Origin of the sequence: Streptomyces longwoodensis (genome assembly GCF_001514125.1) — a bacterium.
In the GTDB taxonomy this organism is placed as follows: domain Bacteria; phylum Actinomycetota; class Actinomycetes; order Streptomycetales; family Streptomycetaceae; genus Streptomyces; species Streptomyces longwoodensis.
The window spans coordinates 195,602-208,909 of the sequence record NZ_KQ948562.1 but is presented as its reverse complement, the minus strand read 5'-3'; the positions used below and the strand labels follow the sequence as shown (position 1 = coordinate 208,909).

General features: G+C 73.8%; 15 protein-coding genes. 6 read left to right on the top strand and 9 right to left on the bottom strand.

Annotated features, from left to right (window positions below; translation table 11 throughout):
* Window positions 1-115: 115 nt before the first annotated feature.
* The 3 genes from AQJ30_RS31210 to AQJ30_RS31200 all read right to left on the bottom strand — a co-directional run bounded on the left by AQJ30_RS31210 (window position 116) and on the right by AQJ30_RS31200 (window position 2,812).
* Complete coding sequence (locus AQJ30_RS31210) at window positions 116-1,375, bottom strand: tyrosine-protein phosphatase (protein WP_067240611.1); 1,260 nt, start codon at window positions 1,373-1,375, stop codon at window positions 116-118.
* 10 nt (window positions 1,376-1,385) lie between these two features.
* The gene (locus AQJ30_RS31205) at window positions 1,386-2,171 is read right to left on the bottom strand and encodes an SDR family NAD(P)-dependent oxidoreductase (RefSeq protein WP_067240610.1); all 786 of its coding nucleotides are present in this window, start codon (window positions 2,169-2,171) and stop codon (window positions 1,386-1,388) included.
* A 305-nt stretch (window positions 2,172-2,476) separates the two neighbouring features.
* Window positions 2,477-2,812, bottom strand: a complete 336-nt coding sequence (locus AQJ30_RS31200; protein WP_067240608.1) for a YnfA family protein — start codon at window positions 2,810-2,812, stop codon at window positions 2,477-2,479.
* A gap of 232 nt (window positions 2,813-3,044) precedes the next feature.
* On the opposite strand from AQJ30_RS31200, the gene AQJ30_RS31195 reads away from it, so the two are divergent.
* Window positions 3,045-3,242: a hypothetical protein gene (locus AQJ30_RS31195; protein WP_159052404.1), complete on the top strand. Its 198-nt coding sequence runs from the start codon at window positions 3,045-3,047 to the stop codon at window positions 3,240-3,242.
* A 14-nt stretch (window positions 3,243-3,256) separates the two neighbouring features.
* Window positions 3,257-3,799 carry a MarR family winged helix-turn-helix transcriptional regulator gene (locus tag AQJ30_RS31190; RefSeq protein WP_067240604.1) on the top strand — a complete coding sequence of 181 codons (543 nt, stop codon included), beginning with the start codon at window positions 3,257-3,259 and terminating at the stop codon, window positions 3,797-3,799.
* Here AQJ30_RS31190 and AQJ30_RS31185 read toward each other — a convergent pair.
* Window positions 3,771-4,661, bottom strand: coding sequence for a helix-turn-helix transcriptional regulator (locus AQJ30_RS31185; protein WP_067240602.1), 891 nt, complete (start codon window positions 4,659-4,661; stop codon window positions 3,771-3,773). The genes AQJ30_RS31190 and AQJ30_RS31185 overlap by 29 nt on opposite strands.
* A gap of 161 nt (window positions 4,662-4,822) precedes the next feature.
* On the opposite strand from AQJ30_RS31185, the gene AQJ30_RS31180 reads away from it, so the two are divergent.
* The 4 genes from AQJ30_RS31180 to AQJ30_RS31165 all read left to right on the top strand — a co-directional run bounded on the left by AQJ30_RS31180 (window position 4,823) and on the right by AQJ30_RS31165 (window position 8,943).
* A complete protein-coding gene (locus tag AQJ30_RS31180; RefSeq protein WP_067240601.1) occupies window positions 4,823-5,947 on the top strand; it encodes an LLM class flavin-dependent oxidoreductase in 1,125 nt (374 codons plus the stop codon).
* Window positions 5,944-6,525: an FMN reductase gene (locus AQJ30_RS31175; protein ID WP_067240599.1), complete on the top strand. Its 582-nt coding sequence runs from the start codon at window positions 5,944-5,946 to the stop codon at window positions 6,523-6,525. Before AQJ30_RS31180 ends, AQJ30_RS31175 begins: the two co-directional genes overlap by 4 nt.
* Before the next feature lie 204 nt (window positions 6,526-6,729).
* Complete coding sequence (locus AQJ30_RS31170) at window positions 6,730-7,512, top strand: response regulator transcription factor (protein WP_067240597.1); 783 nt, start codon at window positions 6,730-6,732, stop codon at window positions 7,510-7,512.
* Window positions 7,513-8,943, top strand: coding sequence for a HAMP domain-containing sensor histidine kinase (locus AQJ30_RS31165; RefSeq protein WP_067240595.1), 1,431 nt, complete (start codon window positions 7,513-7,515; stop codon window positions 8,941-8,943).
* A gap of 208 nt (window positions 8,944-9,151) precedes the next feature.
* On the opposite strand, the gene AQJ30_RS31160 is transcribed toward AQJ30_RS31165, so the two are convergent.
* The 5 genes from AQJ30_RS31160 to AQJ30_RS31140 form a co-directional block, all read right to left on the bottom strand.
* Window positions 9,152-10,240, bottom strand: coding sequence for an ABC transporter ATP-binding protein (locus AQJ30_RS31160; protein ID WP_067240593.1), 1,089 nt, complete (start codon window positions 10,238-10,240; stop codon window positions 9,152-9,154).
* Window positions 10,237-11,043 (bottom strand): molybdate ABC transporter permease subunit, encoded by an 807-nt coding sequence (modB, locus tag AQJ30_RS31155; RefSeq protein ID WP_067240592.1) that lies wholly within the window; start codon window positions 11,041-11,043, stop codon window positions 10,237-10,239. Before modB ends, AQJ30_RS31160 begins: the two co-directional genes overlap by 4 nt.
* Window positions 11,040-11,885: a molybdate ABC transporter substrate-binding protein gene (gene modA, locus AQJ30_RS31150; RefSeq protein WP_067240590.1), complete on the bottom strand. Its 846-nt coding sequence runs from the start codon at window positions 11,883-11,885 to the stop codon at window positions 11,040-11,042. The genes modB and modA overlap by 4 nt, the downstream gene beginning before the upstream one ends.
* Before the next feature lie 143 nt (window positions 11,886-12,028).
* Complete coding sequence (locus tag AQJ30_RS31145; RefSeq protein ID WP_067240588.1) at window positions 12,029-12,424, bottom strand: TOBE domain-containing protein; 396 nt, start codon at window positions 12,422-12,424, stop codon at window positions 12,029-12,031.
* Window positions 12,425-12,494: 70 nt separating this feature from the next.
* Window positions 12,495-13,127, bottom strand: a complete 633-nt coding sequence (locus AQJ30_RS31140; protein WP_211279139.1) for a hypothetical protein — start codon at window positions 13,125-13,127, stop codon at window positions 12,495-12,497.
* Window positions 13,128-13,308: the final 181 nt, after the last annotated feature.

Here is a 13,308-nt window from a genome sequence, read left to right as displayed (position 1 = left end):
CGGGCCCGCGGCCGGAGGTGTCCCGGTCGCGGGCCGACGAGTTGATCGTGTGGCGCGAGCCCAGGTCGGCAGTTCGGTGGCCGGATGGGTGATCGACCACCCTCACCCCTGTGGGTTACCTCAGCCGCTTCTCCAGCAGGGTCACCGCGTACGGGCTGCCCGTGGCGTTCGGTTTGGCCTTTTGTTCTCCTACGACGGTGTAGCCCGCCTTCTCGTAGTAGGCGCGCAGGTGCGGGTTGGTGGCGAGGCAGTCCAGGCGGGCGTGGGTGCGGCCGGTGGCCGTGATGCGGGACTCGGCGTGGGCGAGGAGGTGGCGGCCGGTGCCGGGCGGGGCCGTGTGCGGGGTGACCATCAGGCGGTGGACGTAGCCCGCGTCCGCGGGGCGGGGGCCCCAGGCCGCGAGGTCGGTCCACCACAGCTCGTAGGCGCCGGTCAGGTGGGGGCCGGTGTGGGCCAGCCAGACCTCGCCCTCGCGCATGCGGCGCAGGAAGTGTTCCTCGTCCTTCGCGCCGGGCTGCCACTGGTCGATGCCGCGGGCCTGCTGCCACAGGGCCGCCGTGGAGTACAGGCGCACCAGCGCGGGCGCGTCGTCCGGGGTCGCCCTGCGGTACACCGGCTCCGGGCGGCCGGCGGGCGGCTCCTCCAGGTAGCGGGCGCGCAGGGCGGCCTTCAGGGCGTCGACGTCCATCCCCAGGGCCGTGGCGACGTACGCGTCGACCGAGCCGTACCGCTCGCGCAGCGCCGCGAGGAACAGGCGCATCACCGCGGCGGGGGCCGTGCCGAAGGCCGGCCAGGCGGGGGTGCGGCCGCCGTTGCGGGCGGTCCACTCCGCGAGCAGGGCACCGGTGGCCAGTCCGGTGAGGGAGAAGTCCTCGACGACCGTCGTCTCGGGCACGTCCAGGAGGGTCAGCACCAGGGCGGCCAGCTCGCCGGTGCGGTCCTTGCCCGACGCGCAGTGGAAGACCACGGGCTCACGCGCGTCCGCGATCAGCTCCAGGGCCGTGCGGATCTCCGCGTGGCCGTCCTCGGCCACCTCCAGGAAGCGCTCCGCGAGGTACGGGCCCGGGTCGACGTCCGCCGTCAGCGCCGCCTGGTCGTACGGGCGGTGCTCGATGCTCAGGTGGTGGTAGGTGAAGGAGGCGTCCTCGGGGACCCGGCCCCGCGCCTCGATCTCCCAGCCGTGGCGCAGGTCGATCACCGTGCCCACGCCGAGGGCGAGGAAGCGGTCCCAGTCCGCGGTGCCGGTGCGCAGCTTGCCGAGCGAGTCGGCGCGGTACAGCAGGCCGGGCCGGACCCGGTGGCGGCCGTCCGCGGTGCGGTAACCGCCCAGGTCACGGACGTTGTGCAGGGTGTCGAAGGGTATGTGCCGGTCCACGCCGCCCGCCCTACCGCTGTTCCCGGTGGACCTTGGTGTTCGACGCCTGGGCGCGCGGCCGCAGGACCAGCAGGTCGACGTTGACGTGGCTGGGGCGGGTGACGGCCCAGGTGATGGTCTCGGCGACGTCGTCCGCGGTGAGCGGCTCGGCGACGCCCTCGTAGACCTTCGCCGCCTTCTCGCGGTCGCCGCCGAAGCGGGTCAGCGCGAACTCGTCCGTCTTGACCATGCCGGGCGCGATCTCGATGACGCGGACCGGCTTGCCGACGATCTCCAGCCGCAGCGTCTCGGCGAGCACGTGGGCGCCGTGCTTGGCGGCGACGTAGCCCCCGCCGCCCTCGTACGTGCCGTGCCCGGCCGTCGAGGACACCACGACCACCGTGCCGTCGCCGCTCGCCTCCAGCTTGGGCAGCAGGGCCTGGGTGACGTTCAGGGTGCCGAGGACGTTCGTCTCGTACATCGTGCGCCAGTCCTCCGGGTCGCCGGTGGCGACCGGGTCGGCGCCGAGCGCGCCGCCCGCGTTGTTCACGAGCACGCCGATGGTCTTGAAGGCGGTGGCGAACTCGTCGACGGCGGCGCGGTCGGTGACGTCCAGGCGGTACGCGGTCGCGGAGCCGCCGGCCTCGGTGATCTCCTTGGCGAGCGCCTCGACGCGGTCTTCGCGGCGGGCGGTGAGGACGACGCGGTAGCCGGCCGCGGCGAGCCGGCGGGCCGTGGCGGCGCCGATGCCGCTGCTCGCGCCCGTCACGACGGCGATGCGGGAGGCGGCGGACGGGGCGGCGGGGGCGGTGGCCATGGAGGGCGACTCCTCGTGCGGACGACGGGTGGCTGGCCCCGCCAGGATAAGCGGGGCGTCGTCGGCGCCGGTGGGCCGGAGGGCCGGAGGGCCCGTGGGGGGTGGGGGGTTGGGGCGGGGCGCCGGTCCCGGTGGGTGGCTCGGGGAGCGCTGGTCGGTCTGCGGCGGCGGCGGGGGGAGGGGCGCTCGGTGTCCGTCGGCGGCCGGGGAGAGGCGCTCGGTCTCCGTCGGAGGCCGGGGAGGGCGGTCGGTCTCCCCGGGCGGCCCGCGGGACGGGCAGTATCCGCCGCGTGAGAGGCCCGCGCTCAGTTCCCCCGCGGCGCGTACATGATCAGTGCCATGCCCGCCAGGCAGACCACCGCGCCCGTGACGTCCCAGCGGTCCGGCCGGTAGCCGTCGGCGACCGCGCCCCACACCAGCGAGCCCGCGACGAAGACGCCGCCGTACGCGGCGAGGATGCGGCCGAAGTGGGCGTCGGGCTGGAGCGTGGCGGCGAAGCCGTACGCGCCGAGCGCCAGGACGCCCCCGGTGATCCACAGCCAGCCGCGGTGTTCGCGCACGCCCTGCCACACCAGCCAGGCCCCGCCGATCTCGAACAGCGCGGCGACGACGAAGAGGGCGACGGAGCGGAGGATCGACATGGGGGCAGCTTCGCAGACGCCCCCGCGCGGGGCCCGGCTCGGGCGACGTCACCCGGACGTCACCTGTTGGAGGGCGCCTGCCGGTCGGCGCGCGGGGGATACATCACCAGGTCCCGTGGGTCCGGTCGGCCGAGGAGTGACTGTGGTGGTGGCAAGGGGCGGCAGGCGCCGTGCGCGGGTTCTCGCTCGCCGGGGGGTGGCGGTCGGGTGCGCGCGCACCGGTGAGCGGGACGTGATGTGCCGTACGGGCGCGCTGGACGCGGACGGGTGGGGCCGGGAACTCGCGCTGGGGGTGTGGCTGCGGGGGCGTCCGGCGGAGGTGACGCTGGACATCGACACGGTGTGGGCCGCGGGGGCGGTGGACCGCGACCGGGGGGACGACCGGCAGCGGCTGCTGGTGCTGGACACCGGCGACACGTACTCCTTCTGACGGGTGGTGCAGGCATGTCCAGCTACTCCGGGTACGCGCGGGTCCGGCTGCTCGACGAGCTGTCCGTCGTCTCGCACCGCTACGTCGCCTCGTACGCGCTGTTCAACCAGGCCGTCGCCGACCACCTCGGGCTGCACCCGACCGACCTGCAGTGCCTGAACCTGCTCACGCTGGAGCCGGGGCCGGTCACGACCGGCCGGGTCGCGCAGCTGACGGGCCTCACGACCGGGTCGGCGACGCGGCTGGTGGACCGGCTGGAGCGGGCCGGGTACGTCCGCCGGCAGCGGGACGCGGCCGACCGGCGCAAGGTGCTGGTGGCGACGGTGCCGGAGCGGATCGCCGAGTTCCGGCGGATGTGGGAGCGGCTGGGCGGCGACCGCTCGGAGCTGTTCGAGGACCTGGAGGAGGAGGAACTCGCCGCGATCGTCGGTCACATGCGGCGGACGGTGCAGTTCAGCGGGGAGCAGATCGCCCGGCTGAGGTCCGGAGGCGTGCGGGACCCGGAGAACGGCGGACCAGGGGCGTCCGTCAGCGCACGGCCTGGGCGTACGCCGTAGGGGGCACGCCCACGGTCGCGGTGAAGTCGCGGACCAGGTGGGCCTGATCGGCGTAGCCGAGGTCGGCGGCGAGGGCGGCCCAGTCGACCGCGCGCTCGGTCTCGGCGCGCTCCAAGGCCTCGTGGATGCGGTAGCGCAGGATGACCCACTTGGGGCCGACGCCGACGTACGCCGAGAAGAGCCGTTGCAGCAGCCGTACGGAGAGCCCCTCGGCGCGGGCGAAGTCGGCGACGCGGCGGATGGAGCGGTCGGTGCGGATGCGCTCGGCCAGGGCCATCGCGAGGTCGGCCTGGGGGTCGGGGCGGGGACCGAGGGAGAGGAGGAAGGCGTCGAGGGCGGCGACGCGGGCGTCCTCCTCGGGCGGGTCGAGGACGGCGGCGACCGTGGCGTGCATGGTGTGCACGACGGGCGTGGCGTGAGTGCTCTGTGTGACTCGCGTGCCCTCCGTGGCCCGCGTGACCTCCTGGCCCGTCGGCCCCGTCAGGGCCTCGGGGAAGCGGACCCGGCGGCCGGTCCAGCCGGACACCGGGTGGTCCGGGAAGAAGGGGCGGAAGCCGCCCGGCCGGAACTGGACGCCGCAGACCCGGCCCCACCCCTCCAGCTTCTGCGTGAAGAGCCCGAGCCCGATACCGGAGACCTCGGCGAACGGGTCCTGGTCGCCGAAGCGCTGGAAGACGATGTTGACCGACGGGTGCGGGACGACGTGGGAGGCGTACGGCTGGGGGAGGTCCCAGTCGATCAGCCAGTAGTGCTCCAGGTAGGGGCGCAGGGCCTCGGCGGGTTCGCGGCGGCGGAACCGCACACGGGCGAAGAGCTCCGCGGCGTCCACGATGCCTCGGGTGTCACGGCGGGGAGCGGCCATGGGGCGATCGTAGGACGGGGGTCCGACAGTCACAGGGGAGCAGGGGAGCAGGGGAGCAGGGGGAGCAGAGGGGGCTGGGGGAGCGCGGTGGAATACGGGGACGGGGGCCGCTGTTTGCCCGTATAGTTTAATCGTCAACCAAATGCGGAGGGTGAGCGGCCATGCAGTTCGGGATCTTCACGGTCGGCGACGTCACGCCGGACCCCACCACGGGGCGTACGCCGACCGAGCGCGAGCGGATCAAGGCCATGGTCGCCATCGCGCTCAAGGCCGAGGAGGTCGGCCTGGACGTCTTCGCGACCGGCGAGCACCACAACCCGCCGTTCGTGCCGTCCTCCCCGACGACGATGCTCGGCTACATAGCGGCCCAGACGCAGCGGCTGGTCCTGTCCACCTCCACCACGCTGATCACCACCAACGACCCGGTGAAGATCGCGGAGGACTTCGCGATGCTCCAGCACCTCGCCGACGGCCGGGTGGACCTGATGATGGGCCGCGGCAACACCGGCCCGGTCTACCCGTGGTTCGGCAAGGACATCCGCCAGGGCATCAACCTCGCCGTCGAGAACTACGCGCTGCTGCACCGGCTGTGGCGCGAGGACGTCGTGGACTGGGAGGGCAAGTTCCGCACCCCGCTGCAGGGCTTCACCTCAACCCCGCGTCCCCTGGACGGGGTCCCGCCGTTCGTCTGGCACGGCTCCATCCGTTCGCCGGAGATCGCCGAGCAGGCCGCGTACTACGGCGACGGCTTCTTCCACAACAACATCTTCTGGCCGGCCGACCACACCAAGCGGATGGTCGAGCTGTACCGCGACCGGTACGCGCACTACGGCCACGGGACGCCCGAGCAGGCCATCGTGGGCCTCGGCGGCCAGGTGTTCATGCGCCCGAACTCCCAGGACGCGGTCCGTGAGTTCCGCCCCTACTTCGACAACGCGCCGGTGTACGGCCACGGGCCCTCGCTGGAGGACTTCACCCAGCAGACCCCGCTGACCGTCGGCTCCCCGCAGCAGGTCATCGAGAAGACGCTGGCCTTCCGCGAGTACGCCGGTGACTACCAGCGCCAGCTGTTCCTGATGGACCACGCGGGGCTCCCGCTGAAGACCGTGCTGGAGCAGATCGACCTGCTGGGCGAGGAGGTCGTACCGGTGCTGCGCAAGGAGTTCGCGGTGGGCCGCCCGGCCGGGGTGCCGGAGGCGCCGACCCACCCGACCCTGCTCGCCGCCGCCCGCAGGGGCCGGGAAGCCGAGGACCAGGACGTCAAGGACCAGGAGGTCGTGGCATGAAGCTCGTCGTGGTGTCCGCGGGACTGAGCGTGCCGTCGTCGACGCGGCTGCTGGGGGACCGGCTGGCCGCAGCGGTGGAACGCCGGGCCGGGGACGTGGACGTCCAGGTGGTGGAGCTGCGCGAGCTCGCAGTGGAGATCGCCCACCACTTCACCAACGGCTTCCCGGGCCGGGCACTGGCCGCCGCGCTGGACGCGGTGGCCGGGGCCGACGGGCTGATCGTGGTCACGCCGGTGTTCTCCGCGTCGTACAGCGGACTGTTCAAGTCCTTCTTCGACGTGCTGGACAAGGACGCGCTGACGGGCAAGCCGGTGCTGATCGCCGCGACCGGGGGCACGGCACGGCACTCGCTGGTCATGGAGCACGCGCTGCGGCCGCTGTTCGCGTACCTGCGGGCCGTGGTCGTGCCCACCGGGGTCTACGCCGCCTCGGAGGACTGGGGCGGCCCGGACGGCCTGGCCGACCGCGTCGAACGGGCAGCCACCGAACTGACCACCCTCATGCAGGGCCTCACCCCGACCCCCCGCACCCCGAAACCGGACTTCGAGGTCACCCCCTTCGCCGAACTTCTGAAATGAGGGCCACTGCTCCCACCTCAGGGGCGCGGGGCGGTTTCGACATGCGGCTCCGCCGCGTGGGCGCGACCAGCCCCCACCGGCCCGCACCCGCAAAACGACCGCCCCACGGCACAACGCCCACGACACGGTGAGAGCCCAGTAAGAAGCCCATCCCCACCCATCCCACCCCCGCCCAACCGCCGGAGGCCTTGGCAGACTGGACCCGTGCCTCAGACCCTGCTCCTCGCCGAAGACGACCGCGCCATCCGTCACGCCCTCGAACGGGCGCTGACCCTGGAGGGCTACCAGGTCACCGCGGTCGCCGACGGCGTGGAGGCACTGGCGCAGGCGCACAAGAGCCCGCCGGACGTCCTCGTCCTCGACGTGATGATGCCGGGCATCGACGGCCTCCAGGTGTGCCGCGTGCTGCGCGCCGAGGGCGACCGCACGCCCATCCTCATGCTCACCGCCCTCGTGGAGACCGCGGACCGCATCGCGGGCCTGGACGCCGGCGCCGACGACTACGTCGTGAAGCCCTTCGACGTCGAGGAGGTCTTCGCCCGGCTGCGCGCCCTCCTACGCCGCACGAGCAGCCCCACGGGCACCACGGGCACCACCGGTGCCGGGACCGGTCGTGACGCCGGTGGCGGCCCGGCCGGTCCCGGCACGCCCGCCCCGGCCGTCCGCGAGTCCGAACCCCCCGCCGAACGGCTCCTCACCGCCGCCGGCCTGCGCATGGACCCCCAGGCCCGCCGGGCCTGGCGCGGCGGGCGCGAGCTGGAACTGACCCGCACCGAGTTCGAGCTGCTGGAACTGCTCGTCCGCAACGCAGGCATCGTGCTCGACCACTCCACGATCTACGACCGCATCTGGGGCTACGACTTCGGCCCCGGCTCCAAGAACCTCGCCGTCTACGTCGGCTACCTGCGCCGCAAGCTCGACGAGCCCGGCGCGCCGCAGCTCATCCACACCGTGCGCGGTGTCGGCTACGTCCTGCGGGAGGACTGAGTGGGCACCGCCCCCGGCGTCCGGCTGCGCCGGCTGCTGGCCCGGCGGCGCCCCAAGCTCGTCTCGCTCGGCACGACCTTCGCGGTGTCGTTCGCGGCCGTCGCCGCCGCCGTGACCGTCCTGGTCGGCATCCTGTCGTACAACGCCGCCGCCCGGCTGGTCCGCGTCGACCAGCAGTCCGTCTTCGACGAGGTGGTGCAGGACCTGCGCGACGAGGTCCGCCAGCACGCGATGACCCCGGAGGACTTCTCCTCCTCCGCGCCGGGTCACGACCTGGTCCGCCCCGCCCGCACCGACGTCCAGGTCCTCGGACCCGACGGCGCCGTCGTCGACCCCGGGCGGCCCGGGCTGCCGGTGACCGCCGCCGACCGGGCCACCGCCACCGCGGCGACGGCCGGGCGGATGACGGCGCACAAGGACGTCGACGTCGGCAGCGACGTCTACCGCATCGCGACCGTCTCCCTCGGCAGCGGCCGGGGCGCCGTGCAGGTCGCGCAGGAGTTCAGCGACACCGAGGACCTGCTGCGGGCCCTCCAGCAGCGCACGCTGATCCTGATGGCGGCGGTCGTCACGGCGGCCGGGCTGTTCGGCTGGTGGCTGGCCCGGCGCATCACGCACCGGCTGGTCATCCTCACCAGCGCCGCGGAGGACGTGGCCCGCACCCGGCAGCTCGGGGTGCAGGTGCCCGTCACCGGTTCCGACGAGGTGGGGCGGCTCGGCCGGGCCTTCGACCGGATGCTGGGCCGCCTCGCGCAGTCCGAGGAGGACCAGCGCCGGCTCGTCCAGGACGCCGGCCACGAGCTGCGGACGCCGCTGACGTCCCTGCGCACCAACATCTCCCTGCTGCGCCGGATCGACGAGCTGCCGCCCGGCACCCGTGACGACCTGGTCGCCGACCTCACCCAGGAGGCGCGGGAGCTGACCGACCTGGTCAACGAGCTCGTCGAGCTGGCGGCCGGGCAGTCCGGCACGGAGCCGCCGCAACGGGTGGACCTCGGGGAGATCGCCGAGGAGGTCGCGGCGCTCGCCCGGCGCCGTACCGGGCGGGAGGTGCTGGTGCGGGCCAGCGGGGACACCACCACCGACGGGCGGGCGGGGATGCTGACGCGAGCGGTGTCGAACCTCGTGGAGAACGCCACGAAGTTCGACCGGGGCGGGGAGGCGCCGGTCGAGATCAGTGTCGTGGGGCCGGCGCGGCCGGGGACGGTGCGGGTGGAGGTGCTGGACCGGGGGCCCGGGATCGCCGAGTGCGATCTGACGCGGGTGTTCGACCGGTTCTACCGGGCTGCGGATGCGCGGTCCCTGCCGGGGTCGGGGCTGGGGTTGTCGATCGTGCGGGAGGTTGCGCTGTCGCATGGGGGGACGCCGTTTGCGTTTCGGCGGGCGGGGGGTGGGGCGGTGATCGGGTTCACGGTGGGTGGGCGGCCGTAGTTTTCTGGGTGCGGGTGGGTGGGGGCTGGTCGCGCAGTTCCCCGCGCCCCTGGGGGTGTGGGTGGTGCGGTGTTCGGTTCCCTGCGGGCCGTCATGGGCTTGTCGCGCAGTTCCCCGCGCCCCCGGTAGCTTCCGCCGGCCTGAGAGTTTCCGCACCGCTGGCTGCCCCCAGCCCCTGACAGTTGCCGCCCCCGACCAACCGGGTGGATCACGCCGGGTAGGCGTGGGTCTGGGTTGCTTTGACCGTGGCCCAGACCTGGGTGCCGGGGCGGAGGTCCAGTTCGGTGGTGGCGACGGTGGTGAGGTCGGCGGCCAGGGAGAGGTCGCCGGTGAGGGCGAGGCGGATCCGGTCGCCGTGGGTCTCCAGGCCGGTGACCTGGCACTGCCAGAGGTTGCGGGCGCTGGAGCCGGTCGGGCGGTCGCGGTGCAGGGTGACCGCGCTGGGTGGGAAGGCGACGAAGACCGGGCCGGTGAGGTCCTCGGTCGTGGTGATCGCGGGCCCGGCGTCCAGGCGGACCGTGTGTCCCGCGGCCTCGCCCCGGTAGAGGTTGAGGCCGACCAGGTGGGCGATGTAGTCGGTGCGCGGGTGGCGGGCGATGTCGGAGGGCCCGCCCTCCTGGACGCTGCGGCCGTCCTCGATGACGACGAGGCGGTCGGCCAGCACCATGGCGTCCAGCGGGTCGTGCGTCACGAGCACCGCGACCGCCTCGAACTCGGCCAGGTGGTGCCGGAGTTGAGCGCGCACGTCGAGGCGGGTGCGGGCGTCGAGGGCGGCCAGCGGCTCGTCGAGGAGCAGCAGCCGCGGGTGGGTGGCCAGGGCGCGGGCGAGGGCCACGCGCTGCGCCTGGCCGCCGGAGAGCCGGCGCGGCTTGCTCGCCGCGTGCTCGGCGAGGCCCATGCGCTCCAGCCACTCGGCGGCCTGCGCCCGGGCCCGCGCCCGCCCGGCGCCCCGGCAGCGCGGTCCGAACGCGACGTTGTCCAGCGCGGACAGGTGCGGGAAGAGCAGGTAGTCCTGGAAGACCACGCCGACCGGGCGGTCCTCCGGCGCCGTACGCTCCAACGGCACGCCGTCCAGCCGTAGATGACCGCCGGACAGCGGGACGAGACCGGCGAGGGCGCGCAGTGCGGTCGTCTTGCCGGCGCCGTTGGGGCCGAGGAGCGCGACGACGTCGCCGGGGGCCGCGGACAGCGCCACGTCGAGCCGGAACGAGCCCCGCTCCACGACCAGGTGGGCGTCCAGCCCCTCGGCGGGGCGGGGCGCGGCGACGGCGGCCGGGGTCGGGTCCTTCATGGTCATGAGGCGGTCATCCAGCGGTCGCGCAGGCCCGCCAGCACCGCGATCGACACGGCGAGCAGGACCAGGCTGAGGGCGATCGCCGCCTCGGGGTCGTTCTGCAGGGCGAGGTAGACCGCGAGCGGCATGGTCTGGGTGCGGCCGGGGAAGTTGCCGGCGAACGTGATGGTCGCGCCGAACTCGCCGAGCGCCCGCGCCCACGCGAGGACGGCACCCGCGGCGACACCGGGCGCGATGAGGGGCAGGGTCACCCGGCGGAACGCGGTGAAGCGGGAGGCGCCCAGCGTCGTGGCGGCCTCCTCGTAGCGGGGGTCGGCGGCGCGCAGGGTGCCCTCGACGCTGATGACCAGGAACGGCATCGCGACGAACGCCTCGGCGATCACCACGCCGGTCGTGGTGAACGGCAGGGTGAGCCCGAACCAGGAGTCCAGCCACCGCCCCACCACCCCGTTGCGGCCGAGCGCCATCAGCAGCGCCACACCGCCCACCACCGGCGGCAGCACGAGCGGCAGCGTGACCAGGGCCCGCACCAGCCCCCGCCCCCGGAACTCGACCCGGGCCAGCAGCCAGGCCAGCGGCACCCCGAGCACCAGGCTCACCGCGGTCGCCGCCGTCGCGCACACCAGGGACAGCCGCAGCGCCTGCCACACCTCGGCGCTGGTCAGCAGCTCCGGCATGCTCCGCCAGGGGGCGCGGACCAGCAGCGCCACCAGCGGCAGCACCAGGAACACCAGCCCGGCCAGCGCGGGCAGCAGCAGCGGCAGCGGGGCGCCGCCCCGGCCGGGGCGCGGGGGCGGGGGCGTCACGGCTCGAGGAACCCGGCCCCGGTCAAGACCTTCCGGCCCTCGGCGGAGCGCACCAGGGCGATGAACGCCTCGGCGGTGTCGGTGCGCTGCGCGCCCTTGAGGAGGGTGATCGGGTAGTCGTTGACGGCGTCGGCCGACTCGGGGAAGTCCACGCCCTCCACCTTGTCACCGGCGGCCCGCACATCCGTCCTGTACACGACGGCGGCGTCGGCCTCCTTCAACACGACCTTGTTCAGCGCGGACTTGACGTCCTCCTCGTAGGAGACCGGGGTGAGCTCCAGCCCGGCGGCGTCCAGGGCCTTCCGTGCGGCGGCCCCGCACGGCACGGCCTTGTCGCACAGCACGACCTTCAGGCCCGACCGGGTGAGGTCCTTCAGCGAGGCGATCTTGTCGGGGTTGCCGGGGAGGGTCGCGATCTCCAGCTGGTTGCGGACGAAGGTGGCGGGCGTGCCGGCGGCGTCGCCCGCGTCGGTGACGACCTTCATCGTCTTCGGGCTGGCCGAGGCGAACACGTCGGCGGGCGCGCCCCCGGTGATGCTCGCGGCCAGGGCGTCGCTGCCGCCGAAGCTGAAGGTGACCGTGGTGCCGGGGTGCGCCTTCTCGAACTCCTTGCCCAGCGTGGTGAAACTCTCCTTCAGGGAGGCGGCGGCGAAGACGGTCACCTCACCGGACAGCTTGCCGGTCGAGTCCTTGCCGGAGGAGCTCGTGGCGGCGGAGTTCTTCCCGGACGCGTCGGAGCCGGAGTCGGAGCAGGCGCTCAGGGCCAGCAGGGCGGCGGCCCCCGCACCGGCCACCTGCAGCGTCCGGCGGGTCCGGTGGGTCCGGCGCACGGAACGGGTCATCACGGGTCCATTTCCTCGGGTCCTGACGGACTCGGCCACGGTCCGATGATAATGCCGCACCTGCGAGGTGAAAGCCCCTAGTCGCATCGCATGAGCAGGGTCTGAGCGCGCCGTGCCTGGCATGTGCGATCGTACGAGGGTCCTCAGGCCCGGTCGACGTGCACGTTGGTGGACTTCACCCGGGCCGTGGCCTCCATGCCGACCTCCAGGCCCAGTTCCTCCACGGCCTCCCGGGTCAGCAGGGACACCAGGCGGTGCGGGCCGGCCTGGATCTCCACCTGGGCGGCGACGTCCCCGAGCTTGATCGCCGTGACGATGCCGGGGAAGGCGTTGCGGACGGAGGTGGTGGGGACGTCCTCCTCGCCGCTGCCGGTGCGCGCGAGCTCCACGGAGAAGGAGGCCAGGTCCCTGCCGTCGATGAGCCGCTTGCCGTGCTCGTCGCGGTGGGTGGCCACCCGGCCCGCGTCCGCCCACCGCCGGGCGGTGTCCGGGCTCACTCCGAGCAGCCGCGCGGCCTGACCGATCGTGTATGACTGCATGCGCGCCAAGATAGGCCAGCGCCGGGACACGCACCGGGAGGGGCCACGGCCGGCCCCGGCCGCGGTCGGCTCAGGGCCAGACCAGGCAGTACGGCTGGTGTCCCGCCTCGTGGAGGCGGTGCGAGAAGTCCTGCCACTCGTGCAGCAGCTGGTACACGTTGAACGCGTCCCGCGGGCCGCCCCGGTCCGGGACCGTCGACCAGATGAACGCCGCCGCGCCGACCGCTTCCTCGCCGATGTCGCGCAGGGGGTCGACGACCGTCATGGGGAGCTTCACGACCGCGTAGTCGGGGTGCAGGACGACCAGTTCCAGCGGGGGGACCTTGTGCAGGGGGACGCCCTCGATGCCGGTGAGGACCATCGCGGCCATGGTCTCGGGCTTGATCTTGGTGAACATGCCGCCCATGCCGAGTTCGTCACCGCCGAGTTCCTCGGGGCGCATCGAGATCGGGACCCGGGCCGCGGTCGCGCCGTCCGGCGCGCCGAAGTACTTGTACGTCACCCCCACCCGACCACCATTCCTGCTCCCGGCCCGCAGCGGGTCCACCCGGCCCAGCCGGTCGATCCGCTCGGACTCGCTCGGTGCACCCTGTGCCTGACGTGCCTCGTTCGCTTCCTCCGCGTCGCGCCGGTGCCTTCCCCGCCGGGCACGTCGAGGACCCAGGTCGTCAGTCCCCTCGCCCAGTCCGCCACCGCGATGCATATCTCCACCCGACTGCTTTTCTAGGACGCGTGGCCCCCGCCGCGCAACCCGATCATCGTGTCAGTGACCTCCCCCACGGCCGCCCGCCGAAACGTGCGCTCAAACACCTCTCGACTGGGGGCGCGGGATCTGCCCGGTCCCTGACCATCACGGGCCGCGCGGGCCGTCCGTTCAAGAACTC

Bases quoted from the DNA above. Each gene is read 5' to 3' on its own strand.
- AQJ30_RS31205 (WP_067240610.1), bottom strand. From the start codon at position 2,171: ATGGCCACCGCCCCCGCCGCCCCGTCCGCCGCCTCCCGCATCGCCGTC.
- AQJ30_RS31200 (WP_067240608.1), bottom strand. From the start codon at position 2,812: ATGTCGATCCTCCGCTCCGTCGCCCTCTTCGTCGTCGCCGCGCTGTTC.
- AQJ30_RS31190 (WP_067240604.1), top strand. From the start codon at position 3,257: ATGTCCAGCTACTCCGGGTACGCGCGGGTCCGGCTGCTCGACGAGCTG.
- AQJ30_RS31185 (WP_067240602.1), bottom strand. From the start codon at position 4,661: ATGGCCGCTCCCCGCCGTGACACCCGAGGCATCGTGGACGCCGCGGAG.
- AQJ30_RS31180 (WP_067240601.1), top strand. From the start codon at position 4,823: ATGCAGTTCGGGATCTTCACGGTCGGCGACGTCACGCCGGACCCCACC.
- AQJ30_RS31175 (WP_067240599.1), top strand. From the start codon at position 5,944: ATGAAGCTCGTCGTGGTGTCCGCGGGACTGAGCGTGCCGTCGTCGACG.
- AQJ30_RS31160 (WP_067240593.1), bottom strand. From the start codon at position 10,240: ATGACCATGAAGGACCCGACCCCGGCCGCCGTCGCCGCGCCCCGCCCC.
- modA (WP_067240590.1), bottom strand. From the start codon at position 11,885: ATGACCCGTTCCGTGCGCCGGACCCACCGGACCCGCCGGACGCTGCAG.
- AQJ30_RS31145 (WP_067240588.1), bottom strand. From the start codon at position 12,424: ATGCAGTCATACACGATCGGTCAGGCCGCGCGGCTGCTCGGAGTGAGC.
- AQJ30_RS31140 (WP_211279139.1), bottom strand. From the start codon at position 13,127: ATGCATCGCGGTGGCGGACTGGGCGAGGGGACTGACGACCTGGGTCCT.